The sequence below is a fragment of the Pseudomonas sp. JZ114 genome (assembly GCF_051027705.1).
GTDB classification, from domain to species: Bacteria; Pseudomonadota; Gammaproteobacteria; order Pseudomonadales; family Pseudomonadaceae; genus Chryseomonas; species Chryseomonas luteola.
In genome coordinates this window covers 3629413-3648593 of the sequence record NZ_CP069256.1, presented here as the reverse complement: position 1 = coordinate 3648593, position 19181 = coordinate 3629413, and the positions used below count along the sequence as shown (strand labels likewise).

At 59.3% G+C, this 19181-nt stretch carries 13 protein-coding genes; 7 read left to right on the top strand and 6 right to left on the bottom strand.

Going from position 1 to position 19181, the window contains the following annotated elements; genetic code table 11:
- Positions 1 to 6: 6 nt before the first annotated feature.
- On the top strand, positions 7 to 1743 hold the full coding sequence (locus JQR90_RS17175; protein ID WP_434140167.1) for an acyl-CoA dehydrogenase family protein: 1737 nt from the start codon (positions 7 to 9) through the stop codon (positions 1741 to 1743).
- A gap of 266 nt (positions 1744 to 2009) precedes the next feature.
- On the top strand, positions 2010 to 3428 hold the full coding sequence (locus tag JQR90_RS17170; RefSeq protein WP_434140166.1) for a sugar porter family MFS transporter: 1419 nt from the start codon (positions 2010 to 2012) through the stop codon (positions 3426 to 3428).
- Positions 3429 to 3443: 15 nt separating this feature from the next.
- On the opposite strand, the gene JQR90_RS17165 is transcribed toward JQR90_RS17170, so the two are convergent.
- On the bottom strand, positions 3444 to 3881 hold the full coding sequence (locus JQR90_RS17165; RefSeq protein ID WP_230382266.1) for a MarR family winged helix-turn-helix transcriptional regulator: 438 nt from the start codon (positions 3879 to 3881) through the stop codon (positions 3444 to 3446).
- Between the two features lie 438 nt (positions 3882 to 4319).
- Between JQR90_RS17165 and putA the strand changes: the two genes are divergently transcribed.
- Positions 4320 to 8297 (top strand): trifunctional transcriptional regulator/proline dehydrogenase/L-glutamate gamma-semialdehyde dehydrogenase, encoded by a 3978-nt coding sequence (gene putA / locus JQR90_RS17160; RefSeq protein ID WP_434140165.1) that lies wholly within the window; start codon positions 4320 to 4322, stop codon positions 8295 to 8297.
- Positions 8298 to 8352: 55 nt separating this feature from the next.
- Here putA and arcC read toward each other — a convergent pair whose 3' ends face one another.
- The 4 genes from arcC to arcD are packed head-to-tail and all read right to left on the bottom strand — an operon-like array spanning position 8353 to position 13037.
- On the bottom strand, positions 8353 to 9282 hold the full coding sequence (gene arcC, locus JQR90_RS17155) for a carbamate kinase (protein ID WP_434140164.1): 930 nt from the start codon (positions 9280 to 9282) through the stop codon (positions 8353 to 8355).
- A gap of 11 nt (positions 9283 to 9293) precedes the next feature.
- The gene (locus JQR90_RS17150; protein ID WP_010795902.1) at positions 9294 to 10304 is read right to left on the bottom strand and encodes an ornithine carbamoyltransferase; all 1011 of its coding nucleotides are present in this window, start codon (positions 10302 to 10304) and stop codon (positions 9294 to 9296) included.
- Positions 10305 to 10341: 37 nt separating this feature from the next.
- Positions 10342 to 11598: an arginine deiminase gene (gene arcA / locus JQR90_RS17145; RefSeq protein WP_010795901.1), complete on the bottom strand. Its 1257-nt coding sequence runs from the start codon at positions 11596 to 11598 to the stop codon at positions 10342 to 10344.
- Between the two features lie 14 nt (positions 11599 to 11612).
- Complete coding sequence (gene arcD / locus JQR90_RS17140; protein WP_286790635.1) at positions 11613 to 13037, bottom strand: arginine-ornithine antiporter; 1425 nt, start codon at positions 13035 to 13037, stop codon at positions 11613 to 11615.
- Between the two features lie 259 nt (positions 13038 to 13296).
- Between arcD and JQR90_RS17135 the strand changes: the two genes are divergently transcribed.
- Positions 13297 to 13656 carry a DUF5064 family protein gene (locus JQR90_RS17135; RefSeq protein WP_074821864.1) on the top strand — a complete coding sequence of 120 codons (360 nt, stop codon included), beginning with the start codon at positions 13297 to 13299 and terminating at the stop codon, positions 13654 to 13656.
- 73 nt (positions 13657 to 13729) lie between these two features.
- On the opposite strand, the gene JQR90_RS17130 is transcribed toward JQR90_RS17135, so the two are convergent.
- On the bottom strand, positions 13730 to 14629 hold the full coding sequence (locus tag JQR90_RS17130; protein WP_122041544.1) for a LysR substrate-binding domain-containing protein: 900 nt from the start codon (positions 14627 to 14629) through the stop codon (positions 13730 to 13732).
- A gap of 147 nt (positions 14630 to 14776) precedes the next feature.
- Here JQR90_RS17130 and amaB point away from each other — a divergent pair, with 147 nt between their 5' ends.
- From amaB to JQR90_RS17115, 3 genes are all read left to right on the top strand, one after another.
- Positions 14777 to 16267: an L-piperidine-6-carboxylate dehydrogenase gene (gene amaB, locus JQR90_RS17125; RefSeq protein WP_286790633.1), complete on the top strand. Its 1491-nt coding sequence runs from the start codon at positions 14777 to 14779 to the stop codon at positions 16265 to 16267.
- A 181-nt stretch (positions 16268 to 16448) separates the two neighbouring features.
- Complete coding sequence (amaA, locus tag JQR90_RS17120) at positions 16449 to 17729, top strand: L-pipecolate oxidase (protein WP_286790632.1); 1281 nt, start codon at positions 16449 to 16451, stop codon at positions 17727 to 17729.
- Positions 17730 to 18007: 278 nt separating this feature from the next.
- Entirely contained in the window at positions 18008 to 19129 is a 1122-nt protein-coding gene (locus tag JQR90_RS17115) for a branched-chain amino acid ABC transporter substrate-binding protein (protein WP_010795895.1), read from the top strand.
- The last annotated feature ends 52 nt before the right edge of the window (positions 19130 to 19181 follow it).

Genomic DNA, 19181 nt, shown 5'->3' with positions numbered 1-19181 from the left:
GATGCCATGACCTATCACCCTCCGCTGCGCGATATGCGGTTCGTTATTGATGAATGGCTCGATGCTCCTTCGACTTGGTCTGTAATACCAGCCTTTAGCGAAGTAGACACTGATCTATCCATGCAGATCCTGGAGGAAGCGGGGCGTTTTAGTGCCGACAGGTTGGCGCCGCTTAACGCCTCGGGCGATCGTCAGGGCTGCCAGCTGCAGGATGGACAGGTGACGACGCCGTCCGGGTTTGCCGAGGCCTATCAGGCCTATGTCGAGGGTGGCTGGCCCGCCTTGGCTTGTGACCCGGCCTGGGGAGGGCAGGGCCTGCCACAGTTACTGGACGCGGCGCTTCAGGAAATGCTGGTTTCCGCCAACCATGCCTGGGCCATGTATCCCGGTATTGCCCATGGTGCATACGAATGCCTACGCGCCCATGCCTCAGAAGCGCTCAAGGATGCCTACCTTGGCAAGCTTGTAAGTGGCGAGTGGCTTGCCACCATGTGCATCACCGAGCCCCAGGCTGGCAGTGACGTTGGCCTGATTCGCACCCGGGCAGAGCCGATAGAGAGGGGACGCTATCTGCTCGACGGCAGCAAGCTGTTCATCTCGGGTGGCGAACATGATCTGACATCCAACATCGTGCATCTCGTACTGGCTCGCCTTCCTGATGCGCCTGTCGGTAGCCGCGGGTTGTCCCTGTTCCTGGTGCCCAAGGTGCTTAAGGGCACGGCTAATGGCGTGTACTGCGAGAGCCTGGAGCACAAGATGGGTATCAAGGGCAGTGCAACCTGTGCCTTGCGTTTCGAGGGGGCCTGCGGCTGGTTGATTGGCGAGCCCCATCGGGGATTGGCGGCAATGTTTGTCATGATGAATTCGGCACGCCTGCATGTAGGGTTGCAAGGGTTGGGACATGTCGAGTCGGCCTATCAACAGGCACTTGCCTATGCCTCGGAAAGAAGGCAAATGCGCGCGCCGAAGCGCCCTGAAGAGACGGCTGAAGCAGCCGATCTGCTTGTCCATCATCCGGCCATGCGACGCGTTCTGCTGGAACTACGGGCTTGTAGTGAAGGGATGCGGGCGCTGGGGTATTGGGGAGCGCATCTGCTGGATCTGGCCGAGCATGCGACAGAGGCCGATGAGCGCGCCCGCGCCCATCAACTGGCATCGCTGCTGACACCGGTCATCAAGGCATTCTTTACCGAGCAGGGGTTTCAGCAGGCCAGTGCGGCGCTGCAGGTGCTGGGTGGTTATGGCTACGTGACAGACTTTGGCATTGAGCAGACCCTGCGCGACAGCCGGATCGCCATGATCTATGAGGGCACCAACGAAATTCAGGCCAATGACCTGCTCGTGCGCAAGGTCATCGGCGACAGGGGAGCAGCACTGGGCAGGCTTCTGGAGCACTATCAGGCAGAAGCCGAGCGGTGTTTGGCAACGCCTTCGTGCAAGTCTTATGGTGCGGCGTTAAGACAGGCCTGCGACCAGACTTGGCAGGTGACAGCGGACTTGATGAGTTCCAGCGATTCGGAATGGCCCTACCGCGCTGCGTTGGATTATCTGCGCTTGCAGGGCTGGTTAGGGTTGGCATTTGTCTGGGCACGTACGGCTCGGCTGACCGAGTCCCGTCAGGAAGATGCATTTTATAGAACCAAAAGCGAAACGGCCCGCTTCGCGTTTGACTATCTGCTGCTCAATGTTGCGCAGACCGCGGACGCTATCAAGGTGAGTCGGGCACCTTTACCTGCTTTATAGGAGATAGTGGCGAAACGGTCGGGATCTGGCAGTAATTGGTGTGAAAACGGCAGGCATAATGGGGTGATGGCAGGCATTTCGTCAGCTTTTCTTTGTAGGGGTTGTTTATCGTTTTATGGCCCTTGAGCGCTGAAAGCGCCATGTCTGAGCGGTTGTAAGACCTTGATCGAGTCAAGGCTGACCGCAAGCGTCATGCGGCAGGCGGAACCACATGGGTAACGGCTCTCTCCATACCTTCATATCCCTCCCATATGACAGGTAACTTCATGGCAGACGCTGTTAGCTCCGCAACCGAGAGCCATATCAAGCCCAAGGCCTATATGGCAATGGTGGCTACCGTTGCAGCCATCGCCGGAGGGTTGTACGGCTATGATACGGGCATCATCTCCGGTGCCCTTCCACAAATTGCCCAGGACTTCGAGCTTAATCACCGCGCCCAGGAGCTTGTCACGGCTGCCATCTTGCTGGGTGCGGTAATCGGTGCCCTGAGTTCGACACGTATGTCGGCAAGGCTTGGGCGTCGGCTGACCATCGTGATCGTGGCGGGTATCTATTGTGTGGGGGTGGTTGCTGCTGCCATCTCTCCCAATGTCTGGTGCCTAGGGCTGTCTCGCCTGGTGCTGGGCTTTGCAGTCGGCGGCTCGACGCAAATTGTCCCCACCTACATCGCTGAACTGGCACCTCCCGAAAAGCGGGGTCGCCTGGTGACCTATTTCAACGTTTCCATTGGTGTAGGGATTCTCCTGGCTGCAATTGTGGGTGTGGCTGGCCAGAACCTCTTTACCTGGCGCTGGATGATTGGGGTTGCGCTTGTACCTTCGCTGGTACTGTTGTTTGGCATGACCCGAATGCCGAGAAGTCCGCGGTGGCTGGTCGAGCAGGACCGTCCGAAAGAGGCCAGGCATGAGCTGTCCAAGTTACGGGATACCACGGGGGAGGTGCGCGAAGAGATTGCGGATATCCAGGAAGTTGTGGACAAGAAGGAGGAGCATTCGGTAACAGGCTGGCGGGCCATGCGCCAACCGTGGTTACGACCGGCGCTTGTGGCCGGCCTGGGCGTAGCGGCGTTTACCCAGCTCAGCGGTATCGAGATGATGATCTATTACACGCCGACGTTTCTGAGGGATGCCGGCTTTGGCGCGTCCGCTGCGCTGTGGTCAGCCCTTGGCGTGGCAATCACTTATCTGGTCATGACGGTAATCGGCAAGTTGATTGTCGACAAGGTCGGACGGCGAACGCTGAGCCTGGCGATGATTCCGGGGGCAGTGGTGGCGCTTCTGGTATTGGGCGTCGTGCTGCACTTCAATTTGGCGGGCGATTCGCAGGGCTGGTGGGTAGTGGGGTGCCTGATCGTCTTCATGATCTTCAACGCAGGCGGCATCCAGGTGGTGGGCTGGCTGACCGGATCAGAAATCTATCCGCTGGCTATTCGGGATCAGGCGACCGGTGCTCATGCCGCCATGCTCTGGGGGTCCAATCTATTGCTGACCGGGACTGCCTTGACCATGACGCAATGGCTGGGTGTAGGCGGTGCGATGTGGGTTTACGCCGGACTCAATGTCCTGGGCTGGGTCTTCATCTTCTTCCTGGTCCCGGAAACGGGTGGACGAAGCCTGGAAGACATCGAGCGGTCACTGAAGGCCGGTTCCTTCCTGCCCCATCGCACCCACAAGCAGCCCGCGTAAATGTAATGCGCCGGGCTACCGGTAGACCTTGTGCAACAAGTGCAGCAGTTGCTGCCGCTCCTCGGTACTCAGGGCGGCGGTAGCCTCGTTATCACTGCGGATAGCCACTTCTTTAAGCTGCTTGAGCAGGGTCTCGCCGGTTTTGCTCAGAAAGATGCCATAGGAGCGCTTGTCGGCCTTGCAGCGTATACGTAGCGCAAGGCCCAGCGCTTCCAGCTTGTTCAGCATGATAACCATCTGCGGTGGCTCGATGGCCAATGCACGCGCCAGCTCGGCCTGCATGAGGCCCGGGTTCTGCTCGATCAGCGTAAGGGCGGTGAACTGGGCGGGGCGAAGATCATAGGCTTCCAGCTCATTGATCAGATGCTGGAAGACTTTCAGCTGAGCCCGACGCAGGGCATAGCCGATCACCTCGTCCAGAAATGGCGAGTTGATTTCGCTGCTTTCTTCCATATCGGTCGTATCGACTGCAACCTGCTGTTTTTTATTCATTGAATGAGAAACGGTTTCGTCATGATCATCGAATAATGCGGGCAGATAATATACAAGTCACGTATTTTCTTATACATCGTAGGGGTATTGTCGCTACCACCAGTGCTTTTCAGAAGGTCAAAGCAGGCTTAGGTGCAACCCGGCCTTTGCGGCTCGTCCGAATCAGCATAAAAGCGGCAAATCAACACAACGCAAGAGTGAGCAGGCTATTTTGTACTGGCAGGCTTGAAGCCTTGATGTAGACAGGTTCTAACAAGATGGGGCGGCGTCTTCCGGCGGTCAAGAGACGGACGGTTGCGCCTTTGTCGGTTTCCTGGGTTGCACCTGGTTGCACCATGCAGAGGTAGCCTCTATGCTTGCCGCCACCGTGTAGCACTTCCAATTAAAAAAGGCTGTTCAATGGCAACTACTACTACGCTAGGCGTGAAACTCGACGAAGCCACCCGTGAACGTTTGAAAGAGGCCGCTCGCCTTATCGACCGTACACCCCATTGGTTGATCAAACAGGCAATCTACACGTACCTGGAAACATTGGAAAAAGGTGTAAGTGTCGACGAGTTGCAGAATATTGCAGCACGACTGGGCGAAGGTGACAATGAAGTAGTAGAAGCCCTGGCTGATCCGGTCTATCAGCCATTCCTTGAATTTGCCGAAAGCATTCTGCCGCAGTCTGCACTGCGCTCTGCCGTGACGGCCGCCTATCGCCGTCCGGAAGAAGAGATGGTGCCCATGCTGCTTGAGCAGGCGCGTCTCCCCGCAACTACTGCCGATGCCGCGTACAAGCTGGCCTACAGCATCGCTGAAAAGCTACGTAACCAGAAGGGCGCTGGTGGCCGCTCCGGCATGGTCCAGAGCCTGCTGCGCGAATTCTCTCTGTCTTCCCAGGAAGGCGTGGCGCTGATGTGTCTGGCCGAAGCGCTGCTGCGTATCCCGGACAAGGGCACCCGTGATGCCCTGATCCGCGACAAGATCAGCAAGGGCAACTGGCAGCCACACCTGGGCAACAGCCCGTCGCTATTCGTCAACGCAGCGACTTGGGGGCTGTTGCTAACGGGCAAGCTGGTCTCCACCCACAACGAGGCGGGTCTTTCCAGCTCGCTCAATCGCCTCATCGGCAAGAGCGGCGAGCCGGTCATCCGCAAGGGTGTGGACATGGCGATGCGCCTGATGGGCGAGCAGTTCGTCACCGGCGAAACCATTGCCGAAGCCCTGGCCAATGCCAGCGCGCTTGAAGCCAAGGGCTTCCGTTACTCCTATGACATGCTGGGTGAAGCGGCGCTGACTGAAGAAGACGCCCAGCGTTATCTGGCGTCCTACGAGCAGGCCATTCACTCCATCGGCAAAGCCTCCCATGGCCGTGGCATCTATGAGGGCCCGGGCATCTCCATCAAGCTGTCCGCCCTGCATCCGCGCTACAGCCGTGCGCAGTACGAGCGCGTCATGGACGAGCTGTACCCGCGCCTGCTGAATCTGACCTTGCTGGCTAAGCAGTACGACATCGGTATCAACATCGATGCCGAAGAAGCCGATCGCCTGGAAATTTCCCTCGATCTGCTGGAGCGCCTGTGCTTCGAGTCCAGCCTGGCTGGCTGGAACGGGATTGGTTTTGTCATCCAGGCCTACCAGAAGCGTTGCCCGTTCGTGATCGACTATGTGATCGATCTGGCGCGCCGCAGCCGTCACCGTCTGATGATCCGTCTGGTGAAGGGCGCGTACTGGGACAGTGAGATCAAGCGTGCCCAGGTTGAAGGTCTGGAAGGTTATCCGGTTTACACCCGCAAGGTGTATACCGATGTGTCCTACATGGCGTGTGCGCGCAAGCTGCTGGCCGTGCCGGAAGCAATCTACCCGCAGTTTGCGACCCACAATGCCCACACCCTGGCGGCGATCTACCAGATCGCAGGTCAGAACTATTATCCCGGCCAGTACGAGTTCCAGTGCTTGCATGGCATGGGCGAGCCGCTGTACGAGCAGGTCGTCGGTAAGGTGGCCGATGGCAAGCTGAACCGCCCGTGCCGCATCTATGCACCGGTGGGAACACATGAAACCCTGCTGGCCTACCTCGTGCGTCGCCTGCTGGAAAATGGCGCGAACACCTCGTTCGTCAACCGTATTGCCGACCACTCCATCTCCCTGAAAGAGCTGGTGGCCGATCCGGTCGTGACGATCGAGCAGATCGCAGCACAAGAGGGCAAATTAGGCCTGCCACATCCACGCATTCCGCTGCCCAGCCAGCTGTATGGCGAAGGCCGCTTGAATTCCAGCGGTATTGACTTGGCCAATGAGCATCGACTGGGCTCGTTGTCGGGTGCGTTGTTACACAGTAACAATACCGAATGGCGTGTAGCGCCCATGCTGGGCTGCCCGGCTGAAGTAGGCATTCCCCAGGCCATCCAGAATCCGGCCGATCACCGTGATGTGGTGGGTTATGTGCAGAACGCCAGCGTCCAGGACGTAGACAATGCGTTGAACAGTGCATTGACCGCTGCACCGATCTGGCAGTCCACACCGCCGGACCAGCGTGCCGCCGTGCTTGAAACCGCGGCCAACCTGATGGAAGCGCAAATTCAGCCACTCATGGGCCTGCTGGTTCGTGAAGCCGGCAAGACCTTTGCCAACGCCATTGCCGAAGTACGCGAGGCGGTCGACTTCCTGCGGTATTACGCTGCCCAGGTGCGCCGTGATTTCGCTAACGATACTCACCGCCCGTTAGGCCCGGTAGTGTGCATTAGCCCGTGGAACTTCCCGCTGGCGATCTTCACTGGTCAAGTTGCAGCTGCACTGGCAGCGGGTAATACCGTTCTGGCCAAGCCTGCCGAGCAGACGCCACTGATTGCGGCTCAGGCCGTTCGCCTGCTGCTGGAAGCCGGTGTGCCGGAAGGCGTGGTGCAATTGCTGCCAGGCCAGGGCCATACCGTAGGTTCGGCACTGGTCAGCGATGAGCGTGTGAAAGGCGTGATGTTCACCGGTTCGACCGAAGTCGCCAACATTATTTCCCGCAACATTGCCGGTCGCCTAGATGCCCATGGCCGTCCGATTCCGCTGATCGCCGAAACCGGTGGCCAGAACGCAATGATCGTGGATTCCTCGGCACTGGCCGAGCAGGTGGTAACCGACGTCGTGGCATCAGCGTTCGACAGCGCCGGTCAGCGCTGCTCCGCCTTGCGCGTCCTGTGTGTGCAGGAAGACGTGGCGGATCGCATTCTTGAAATGCTCAAAGGGGCGATGGCTGAGTGTCGCATCGGCAATCCGGATAACCTGCCGGTAGACATTGGCCCGGTGATCGATGCCGAAGCCAAGGCCAACATCGACAAGCACATCCAGGGCATGCGCGCCAAAGGCCGTACGGTTTACCAGATTGCACGCAACAACGATGGCGCGACCCATCGCGGCACCTTTGTAATGCCAACGCTGATCGAGCTGGAAAGCCTGGACGAGCTGGAGCGTGAAATCTTCGGTCCGGTGCTGCACGTGGTGCGTTATGCCCGTCAGGACCTGAACCGCCTGATGGATCAGATCAACGCTACGGGTTATGGTCTGACGCTGGGTGTGCATACCCGCATCGACGAAACCATTGCCCAGGTTGTGGAAAAGGCCCAGGCGGGCAACCTCTACGTCAACCGCAACATGGTAGGCGCAGTGGTCGGCGTGCAGCCTTTCGGTGGCGAAGGCTTGTCCGGTACAGGTCCGAAGGCCGGTGGTCCGGTGTACCTGTACCGCCTCCTGTCTACCCGTCCGGTAGACGGAGTGGCCCAGGCGTTTGCCCGTGACAATCAGGAAAGTCCGTCTGACCTGTCCCTGCGTGCCCAAATGGAACAGCGCCAGGGCAAGCCGCTCGAAGCGTTGCAGAAGTGGGCAAGCGAGCAGAACAACACCGATTTGGCCGAGCTGTGCCAGGCATTCGCCAAGCAGACTGTCAGCGGTGTGACTCGCCTGCTGGCCGGTCCGACGGGTGAGCGCAACACCTACAGCCTGCTGCCACGTGAGCGCGTACTCTGTCTGGCGGATGACGAGGCGGATCTGATGGTCCAGCTGGCAGCGGTACTGGCAGTCGGCAGCACCGCGCTGTGGGTGCAGAACGATTTGTCCCGTGCGTTGCGTGGTCGTTTGCCCAAGGCTGTTCAGGCTCGTATCCAGACGACGTCCGACTGGACTAAGGACGAGGAACACTTCGATGCCATCCTGCATCACGGTGACTCCGATCAGCTGCGTCAGGTCTGTCAGCAGGCAGCCCAGCGTAGCGGTCCGATCGTGGGCGTTCAGGGATTGTCCCAGGGCGAAACCGCGATTCCGCTGGAGCGTCTGCTCATCGAACGTGCGGTAAGCGTCAACACCGCAGCAGCCGGTGGTAACGCCAGCCTGATGACCATCAGCTGATTGCTCCGCTCATGAAAAGGCCCGGTTGATCCGGGCCTTTTCGTTTCTGCAGGGTTTATCGATACAGGATGCCCTCCGCCTCCACTGTGACCCGTGTTCCGGCGCGACCCTGTGTAATGGCCTCGATGTCCGACAGCGAGCCGATGACAGCCGTCTTTCCGGTCTTGCGGGCAAACTCACAGGCCGCCTGGACCTTGGGTCCCATGGAGCCTGCCGCAAACCCGAGCGCTTCCAAGGCCTCGGGGTGGGCTTGGGCAATCGCTTTCTGGTCGGGCTTGCCCCATTCGATATAGGCTGCGTCCACGTCAGTGGCAATCACTAGCAGGTCCGCGTCCAGCTCCTGCGCCAGCAAGGATGAGCAGAGATCCTTGTCGATGACCGCCTCGATACCTTTCAGGCGGCCGTGGTGGTCATAGCAGGTGGGAATCCCGCCGCCGCCTGCGCAGATGACAATGGTGCCTTTTTCCAGGAGCCACTTAATCGGGCGAATCTCGAAGATGCGTTTGGGTTGGGGGCTGGCTACCACGCGGCGGAATTTGTCGCCATCTGCGGCAATGGCCCAACCCTTTTCCGCCTTGAGCTGTTCGGCCTGCTCCCGACTATAGACCGGGCCGATAGGTTTGGTGGGGTGCTGAAACGCCGGGTCGGCAGCATCCACTTCTACCTGGGTCAACAGCGTGGCGAACGGCACCTCATACGGAAGCAGGTTGCCCAGCTCCTGCTCGATCATGTAGCCAATGGAGCCTTCGGTCTGCGCGCCCAGCACATCCAGAGGGTAGGGGGTTACATCCGTATAGGCTGCACCTTGCAGGGCCAACAGCCCGACCTGGGGACCATTGCCATGGGCAATGACCAGCTCGTTGCCGTCCACGATCTTGGCCAGTTGCCCGGTGGCGATCCTGACGTTCTCCCGCTGGTTCTCAGCGGTAAGGGGTTCGCCTCGACGAAGCAGGGCATTACCCCCTAGAGCGACGACGATACGCATGGTGCGACTCCTTACAGGTCAGCGAGAGTAGCGACCAGAACGGCCTTGATGGTATGCATCCGGTTTTCTGCCTGCTCGAACACTATGGAGGCGGGCGACTCGAATACGTCATCGGTCACTTCGATACCATTGGCAAGGTGCGGGTATTTTTCGGCAATCTGCTTGCCAACCTTGGTTTCAGCATTATGGAACGCAGGCAGGCAATGCATGAACTTGGTCCGTGGACTGCCGGTCGCCTTCATCAGCTCGCTGTTGACCTGGTAAGGCAGGAGCAGCTGAATGCGCTCACCCCAGGCTTCCACGGGTTCGCCCATGGACACCCAGACATCGGTATGCACAAAGTCGACGCCCTGAACCGCTTCCCTGGGGTCTTCAGTCAATGTAACGCGTGCGCCAGTCTCCTCGGCGATGGCCTTGCACTCCTTGATCCAGTCTTCGTGTGGCCACAACGCCTTTGGCGCGCCGATGCGTACGTCCATGCCCAGCTTGCAACCAATCAGTAGCAGTGAGTTGCCCATGTTGTTGCGTGCATCGCCCAGGTAGGCGTAGCTGATGTCATGCAGCGGTTTGTCGCTGTTTTCCTGCATAGTCAGCACGTCGGCCAGCATCTGGGTGGGGTGGTATTCATCGGTCAGGCCGTTGTACACCGGCACGCCTGCATATTTGGCCAGCTCTTCCACCGTCTCCTGGCTGAAGCCGCGGTACTCAATGGCGTCATACATGCGGCCAAGCACACGGGCGGTGTCCTTCATGGTCTCCTTGTGGCCGATCTGGGAGGAGGTCGGGTCGATGTAAGTGACGTGCGCGCCCTGGTCATGGGCGGCTACTTCGAAGGCGCAGCGGGTGCGGGTCGAGGTCTTTTCGAAGATAAGGGCAATGTTGTTGCCCTTGAGGTGCTGCTGCTCGTTGCCGGTGTACTTGGCGCGCTTGAGGTCGCGGGCGAGGTCCAGCAGGTAGCGGATCTCCCGCGGAGTATGGTGGGCCAGGCTGAGCAGGTTGCGGTTGCGAATGTTGAAAGCCATGTGAGTTCTCCTGAGGTTCCGGTAGGGGCGGGTGGGACTAGTAATCGACAGGGTCACGTACGATCGGGCAGGTCATGCAGTGGCCGCCGCCTCGGCCCCGGCCAAGCTCACTGGCGCTGATGGTGATGACTTCGACCCCTGCCTTGCGTAGCTGGGTGTTGGTGTAAGTATTGCGGTCATAGCCGACCACAACGCCGGGCTCCAGGGCGACCACATTATTGCCGTCATCCCATTGCTCGCGTTCAGCTTCGTAGCTGTCACCACCGGTCAGCACGACGCGCAACGCCTTGAGGCCCAGCGCTTCGGCCACGGTATCGAGGAAGGGTTTGGGTTCGCGGCGGATGTCGATACCGCCCGGCTTGCTTTCATCCGGCCTCAGGCTGAACGGCATAATGGCATTAGCGACTTCCGGGTAGACAGTGACCAGATCGCGGTCGCAAAAGCTGAACACGGTATCCAGGTGCATGGCCGCACGTGATTTGGGGAGGCCGGCCACGATGATCCGCTCCACTGCGCCTGCCTTGAACAGGTTTTGCGCCAGTTGGCCAATGGCTTGCCGCGAGGTGCGCTCGCCCATGCCAATCAGCAATATGCCTTTTCCGATAGGCATGACGTCGCCGCCCTCCAGGGTGGCAAGGCCGTGGTCCACATCTGGGTCTCCATACCAGATGTTGAAGTGCTGATCGGCGAATTCCGGAGCAAACTTGTAGATGGCCGCTGTCAGCAGTGTTTCCTGGCGACGGGCTGGCCAGAACATCGGATTCAGCGTGACGCCGCCGTAGATCCAGCAGGTGGTATCACGGGTGAACTGGGTGTTGGGCAAGGGCGGTAACACAAAACTGGAGTGGCCCAGGTAATCCCGGAACATCTTGACCATCTCACTGCCGCTGGTGTCGGGAAGGTCCGAACCGGACACACCGCCAATCAGGAATTCGGCCAGATGGCGGGGCTCCTGGCTTTCGAGCCAGGCGCGGGTTTCGTTGACCAAGCCTATGCCGACCTGATTAGGTACGATCTTGCGGTCCAGAATCCACTTCAGCGCTTCGGGATTCTTCACGGTCTCGGTGAGCAGATTGTGCATCTCCAGCACCTCCACCCCACGCTCACGCATTTTGGTGACAAAGTCGAAGTGATCGCGCTTGGCCTGATTTACCCAGATCACATCGTCGAACAGCAGGTCGTCACAATTGCTGGGGGTCAGGCGCTGATGGGCCAGTCCGGGCGAGCAGACCAGTACTTTGCGCAGTTTGCCGACTTCCGAATGCACGCCGAGCGGGGTTGAGTTAACGGTCATGTCTGTTCTCCTTGTCACAGGGTCAGGAAGCCGGCGTACAGACCGTAGGCTGCTATGGCAGCGCCCAGCACGACGACGGCGAAGATCAGTTTTTCAACAGCGGTGAAAACGGGCTGGCCCAGCTCGTGTTTGGCCTTGGCGAACAGGATTGCGCCAGGGGCGTAGAGCAGGGCGGAAAGCAGCAGGTATTTCATGCCGCCGGCATAGAGCAGCCAGGCGCTGTAGAGGGTGGCAATGACGGCAATGATCAGGTCCTTGCTGCGTTCATGGGAGGCAGCCTCGTAGGACTCGCCTCGTACGCCGATCAACAGGGCATAGGCTGCCGACCAGAAGTAAGGCACCAGAATCATGGAAGTGGCCAGGTACAGCAGGCTGGTGTAAGTGCTGGCGGCAAACAGGGTGATCACCAGGAATAGCTGAATCAGCCCATTGGACAGCCACAGCGCATTGCTGGGCGCCTGGTTGGCGTTCTCCTTGCGCAGGAAACGCGGCATGGTGTTGTCGCGGGCGGCGGCATAGAGAATCTCGGCGCAAAGCAATGTCCAGGAGAGCAAGGCCCCGGCTAACGAGATCACCAGCCCTACGCTGATCAATACCGCACCCCAATGACCGACGACATGCTCCAGTACGCCCGCCATGGAGGGGTTCTTGAGTCCGGCCAGTTCCGGTTGGCTCATGACGCCCAGCGACAGGACGTTGACCAGCACGAGCAGCAGCAGCGTGCCAAGAAAGCCGATCACGGTTGCCTTGCCCACATCACGGCGTTTCTCGGCACGTGCGGAATACACGCTGGCGCCTTCGATCCCGATGAAGACCCACACAGTCACCAGCATCATGTTTCGCACCTGGTTCATGACGCTGCCTGAATCCGGTGTGCCCCAGAAGTCCGCTGTGAAGACATCCAGGCGGAACGCTACGCCCGCGAGCACGATGAACAGCACCAGCGGAACGATCTTGGCGATTGTGGTGACGAGGTTGATGAAGGCGGCTTCATGTACGCCGCGCAGGACCAGGAAATGTACGCCCCACAGGACGGTCGAGGCACACAGGATGGCCAGCGGCGTGTTGCCCTCGCCAAACGCCGGAACGAAAAGGCCCAGCGTACTGAACAGGAGCACGAAGTAACTGACATTGCCGAGCCAGGCGCTGATCCAGTAACCCCAGGCGGAGGAGAAGCCCATGTAGTCACCGAACCCTGCCTTGGCGTAGGCGTAGACACCGGCATCCAGTTCGGGCTTGCGGTTGGCGAGGGTCTGGAAAACGAAGGCCAGGGTCAGCATACCGACAGCGGTAATGGCCCAGCCGATCAGTACGGCGCCCGCGCCGGCACTTTGGGCCATGTTTTGCGGCAGTGAAAAAATGCCGCCCCCGATCATCGATCCCACGACGAGGGCAGTCAGCGCGCCCAGCCTTAACTGTTGTGTTTGTGCTGTGGTCATGACGGCATTTCCTTACGGGTTTGAGCCTATTAGGAACCTGCAGGAAAAATGGCCAATGACCTGGATCAAGGAGACGAACGATTGTTTGAACACGCGCTATTGGAGATCAATGCCTCAATAGATCGTTGTGGATTGACCTGAAGCAATGAAGTGCTCTGCGGCGCATATTTTGGCCGTGCAGATCCATTACGCTAGCCAGAAGACCGCCAAACGGTCTGATGTGAACGCAATCTGCCAAGCGGCGGGAGGAGTGAAAATCATGTACGAGCCGGGTCGTCTTGACGTGCAGCGGCTGGGTAACCCGCAACAGCCAGCCTTTCGCCTGAGCCTGACCTATGAGGTGACGCCTCCGTCGCGCGAACAGGTCGTAAGGTTCGACCTCAACGGTACAGTAGGTGAGCAGACCGTCCGCGAAACGTTCGAGTTGCGCCGCGATGTGGCCTGCAATTTTCTGTCAGTGATCAGCCGCCGCCTGCGGGGCTATGGACTGGCGCCGCGCACCGCCTGCGTCTTTTCATGGCATAACGACTACGATCCGTTGTTCGACGATCTGCGCCGGCGCCTGCAGCTCAAGCCGGGCGACCCGGTGGACCTGGAGTGGTTTCTGAGCCGGGGGTGATGTGCGTTGGGCCCATTCTGTCCCGGCCTCATTCAAGGCCTTCACAACACCTCCGTGCCAATAACGGCATTACTCAAACGGTAGGCGTATCGATCCGCTCGCGTATCCAGGCGACGAACTTTCGGATCTTGGGGACTTCCGCTGCATGCTCGGGATAGCCGAGATAATACGTATGTGGGCTGGTCATGCTGTGCGGCCAGGCAATGACCAGCTTACCCTCGGCCAGCTCCTCGTCGATCAGAAAGCGTGGTACCAGGGCGACACCGCAGCCCACCTGCGCCGCGCGGATGCACATGGTAAAGGTATCGAAGCGCGGCCCGTGGTAGCTGTGTTCAGTGTGAAGGCCCTGGCTCTGGAACCATTCGTGCCACGCCTCGGGGCGAGCTGCATTCTGGAGCAGAATGTAATCGGCCAGCTGCGTCGGATCGCTCAGGTGCCCTTCGGGCCAGAGACCGGGTGCGCAGACCGGCACCATATCCTCAGTCATCAACGGAATACATTCAGCACCGGGCCAGCGTCCCTGGCCGGCGAACAGTGCCACGTCACAGGCCGGCTCGTTGACATCCATATTCTTGACTTCATGACGCACGTCCAGGTGGATCATCGGATGCTGTAGCCGCCAGCCCTTGAGGCGTGGGATTAGCCAGCGCTCGCCAAAGGTCGGAGGGGTTGCTACACGCAGCACCTCGGTTTCACCTCCATAGGAGCGCATGTAATGGGTCGACATCTCGATCTGCGTGAGAATCTTGCTGACTTCAGACAGGTACAGCGAGCCGGCTGGGGTCATCTGCAACCGCTGGCGTACGCGTCGAAAAAGCGGATGGCCCAGCTGTTCTTCGAGCTGAGCCACCTGCTTGCTCACCGCGCTCTGAGTCAGGTTCAGCTCCTCGGCGGCACGGGTAAAGCTCAGGTGCCGTGCCACGGCCTCGAAACATTGCATGGCGGTGATCGAGGGTATGTGGCGACGGGACATGACAGCTCCAACCTGAGTCGGCGCGCAGGTTTAAGGCTGCGTGCAGAACGTTCATGAAAAAAAGGAATGATAAACCGAGCAAAGGTCGTTTGTTGAGCGGCGTCTTTCCGGCTAATACTGAACCCATAATGACCTAAGGAGCCAGCCATGATTGATGCATTGCTCAGCCGTCTCGGCGTTGACCCAAGCCTTTACCAGAACGGCAACCATGCCGTGTTCACGCCTATCGACGGCAGCCAGCTTGGCGCTGTCACGCTGGAAAGCGCCGCCGAGGTGGAGCAAAAGATCACCCGGGCCGACAAGGCTTTCCAGGCCTGGCGCGCCGTACCGGCGCCACGTCGCGGTGAGCTGGTCCGCCTGCTGGGCGAAGAGCTGCGCAAGCACAAGGCCGACCTGGGCGAGCTGGTGTCCTGGGAAGCGGGCAAGATCACGCAGGAGGGGCTGGGTGAAGTGCAGGAAATGATCGATATCTGCGACTTCGCCGTCGGCCTGTCCCGCCAGCTGTATGGCCTGACGATCGCCTCTGAGCGTCCCGGTCACCACATGCGTGAAACTTGGCACCCGCTGGGCGTCGTGGGCGTGATCAGTGCGTTCAATTTTCCGGTGGCGGTCTGGTCATGGAACACCGCCCTGGCCATCGTCTGCGGTAACTCTGTGGTATGGAAACCTTCGGAAAAAACGCCGCTGACGGCATTGGCCTGTCAGGCGCTGTTTGAACGCGCCGTCAAAGTCTTTGGCGATGCACCGGACTACCTGAGCCAGGTCATCGTAGGGGACCGAGCCAGCGGTGAAGCGCTGGTGGATGATCCACGCGTGGCCTTGGTCAGCGCCACCGGCAGCACCCGTATGGGTCGTGAAGTGGGGCCACGTGTGGCGGCTCGCTTTGGCCGTTCGCTGCTGGAGCTGGGCGGCAACAATGCCATGATCGTTGGGCCCAGTGCCGATCTGGACATGGCAGTTCGCGCCATCCTGTTCAGCGCTGTGGGTACGGCCGGTCAACGGTGCACCACACTGCGCCGCCTGATTGCCCATGAGTCGATCAAAGATGAGCTGGTGACTCGCTTGAAATCTGCTTATGCCAAGGTACGCATTGGCCATCCGCTAGAAGGTAACTTGGTCGGCCCGCTGATCGATGCACAGAGCTTTCAGGCCATGCAGGGCATCCTGGAGCAGGCCAAGGGTGAGGGCGGTGTGGTCTTTGGTGGCGAGCGTCAGTTGGCGGATCAGTACCCGAACGGTTACTACGTCTCTCCGGCTATCGTCGAGATGCCCGAGCAGAGCGAGTCGGTTCAGACTGAAACCTTTGCGCCGATCCTGTACGTGATGACTTACCGTGAGTTCAACGAGGCCATTGCCATGAACAATGCGGTGCCACAAGGCTTGTCGTCCTGCATCTTCACAACGGACATCCGCGAGGCTGAGTCCTTCCTGTCTGCGGTGGGCAGTGATTGCGGCATCGCCAACGTGAATATCGGCCCGAGCGGCGCCGAGATTGGAGGGGCCTTTGGCGGAGAGAAGGAAACCGGCGGCGGCCGCGAGTCCGGCTCCGATGCCTGGAAGAGCTACATGCGTCGCCAGACCAACACGGTGAACTACTCTCGCGAGCTGCCATTGGCGCAAGGGATCGTGTTTGATTGAGGTGGGATTTATAAGTGATGGGTATCGCTGCGCTCAATCCACCCTACCGGGTAGTTTTGTAGGGTGTTGATGCGGGACTGCCGGTACGGTCTCGTAGGATGGGTTGGGCTCTGGCGATACCCATCGAAACCCTCACCCTCAAGGTCAACGGTTCATATCGTCATTGTGTGAAGGAATACCTATGCCGCTCCGCCAGCAATGTCTGTGGGAAACCCTGTCACCTAATACCCTTAATGCACCACCCTTGAAAGGCGAATCCAGGGCTGATGTCTGCATCATCGGTGCAGGCATTACCGGGCTTTCGGCGGCCCTGCATCTGGCGGAGCAGGGCAGGCGTGTGGTGGTGGTGGAAGCCTATGAAGTGGGGCATGGCGGTTCCGGCCGTAACGTCGGGCTGGTGAATGCCGGTATGTGGATTCCACCGGACGAGGCGGTCGCTACGCTTGGGCCCACGGTAGGGGAAAAGCTGCTCAAGGTCATGGGGAACGCACCCTATGAGGTCTTCTCCCTGATCGAGCGCCACGGCATCGATTGCCAGGCGCAGCACCAGGGCACACTGCACATGGCGCATAACGGCAAGGGCCTTGCTGACCTGCAACGCCGCGCCGAGCAGTGGCAACGGCGAGGCGCACCGGTTGAATTGCTGACCGGTACTGCCTGCATCGAGGCCTGTGGCACCGCCCATGTCTCCGGCGCGCTGCTGGATCGCCGTGCCGGCACGATCAACCCGATGGGCTACAGCCTTGGGCTGGCCCGCGCGGCATTAGCGCAGGGCGTTCAGCTCCATCAGCAGTCACCGGTTACTCGCCTTGAGCGTCAGGGCTCACAGTGGTGCGTCGTGACGAGGCAGGGGGCCGTGCTGGCCGAGCAGGTGCTTATCGCTTCCAACGCCTATACCGAAGGCGAGTGGACTACCCTGCGCAATCAATTCTTTCCGGGGTATTACTATCAGGTCGCCTCCAGGCCGCTGGGGCCTGAAGCCGATTTTATCCTGCCCGGCGCGCAGGGCTCCTGGGATACCCGCACGGTGCTCAGCAGTATCCGGCGCGATGCAGCGGGACGCTTGCTGCTAGGCAGCCTGGGCAATATGGCGAGCCGTCCGGGCTGGTTCATCGAGGCCTGGGCTGATCGCATTCAGCAGCATTATTTCCCTGCGCTTGGCAAGGTCGAGTGGGAATGCACCTGGACAGGATGCATCGCGTTTACGCCTGATCATCTGATGCGCCTGTTCGAACCGGCACCCGGTTTGCTCGCCATGACCGGTTATAACGGGCGCGGTGTAACGACCGGTACCGTTGTAGGCAAGGCCTTTGCCCATTACTTGTGCAGCGGTGACAGCGAAGTGCTACCGATGCCCTTTGTCCCCTGGGATCACAACCCGGTAGGGCAATGGCGAAGCCCGCTCTACGAAGCAGGTTTTAGTCTTTACCACGCGGGGCAGTGTTTGCGAATTGTGGTGTAACTCGTAGTGTTACTTATTGGTGCAAGAGGTGAGGATGACAAGATCAGGACAGTGCATCTAGGCCGTTTCGCTGTCCTGAACGATGTTTCGTGAGTGACCTTACACATAGGCAAGCGCTGCTTTAGTCGCAGGCTGGCGGAGCATTTCGCCGATTTCTTGCAAAATTCTCTGATTTTTTACAAAACCTATGATTTTGAAGATTTTTAACGATATCAGAGCGCTGGCATGTGGATTGCTGTCTGGAGAGGGCCAACCTAACCCTCTGGAGCAAACCTCCCATGTCGACGATTTACAGAAAAGGCATTCTGGCTCTCGCAATTGGCTCAGCTCTTTCGTTTTCCGCTTTGGCTCAGGCCGATATCATCATCGGTGTTGCAGGTCCCTTTACTGGCGCTAACGCCGCTTACGGAGAGCAGTTCTGGAAAGGTGCAACACTGGCGGCTGAGGACATTAACGCCACGGGTGGTATCAATGGTGAAAAGATCAAACTGGTACAGGGCGACGATGCCTGTGAGCCCAAACAAGCGGTAGCGGTGGCTAACCGTTTGGTCGATTCCGAGGGAGTCAAGGCGGTGATCGGCCACTTCTGCTCCTCCAATACGCTGCCAGCGTCAGAGATTTACGATGAGGCAGGAATAATCTCCATCACGCCTGGATCAACCAATCCACAGATCACCGAGCGCGGTCTGGCAGGCGTATTCCGTATGTGTGGCCGTGATGACCAGCAGGGAGTCGTGGCAGCCAACTACATTGTGGATACGCTAAAGGCAAAAAAAGTGGCCGTTATCCATGACAAGGATGCTTATGGCCAGGGCCTGGCAGATGCCATGAAAGCTCAGCTGGCCAAGCGCGGCGTGAAGGAAGTGCTTTATGAAGGCCTGACGCGCGGTGAGAAGGACTTCAACTCCCTGGTAACCAAGATTCGCTCCTCTGGGGCCGAGGTCGTCTACTTTGGCGGTCTGCACCCCGAAGCTGGCCCGCTGGTCCGCCAGATGCGAGAGCAGGGCGTAAACGCCAAGTTTGTTTCAGGTGATGGTATCGTCTCGGCTGACATGGTAACGACCGCCGGTGGCCCGCAATATACCAAGGGGGTGTTGATGACCTTTGGTGCCGATCCGCTGAAAAGCCCGGCCGGTAAAAGCGTAGTCGATAAGCTGCGCGCCTCGGGTTATGAGCCGGAAGGCTACACGCTGTATTCCTATGCCTCTTTGCAAGCCGTGGCGGCTGCCTTCAAGGGCGCCGGCAGCACGGATGGCGAAGCCGCCTCCGAATGGCTCAAGAGCCATACCGTTCCTACCGTTCTGGGTGAAAAGTCCTGGGATGGCAAGGGCGACCTCAAAGTCTCCGACTACGTAATGTACGAGTGGGACGACAAAGGCAAATACAACCAGTTGCCCTGATTCCCTTTCTGCGTTCATGCGTCTTTCACCTCCGGCTGACCAAGCCGGAGGT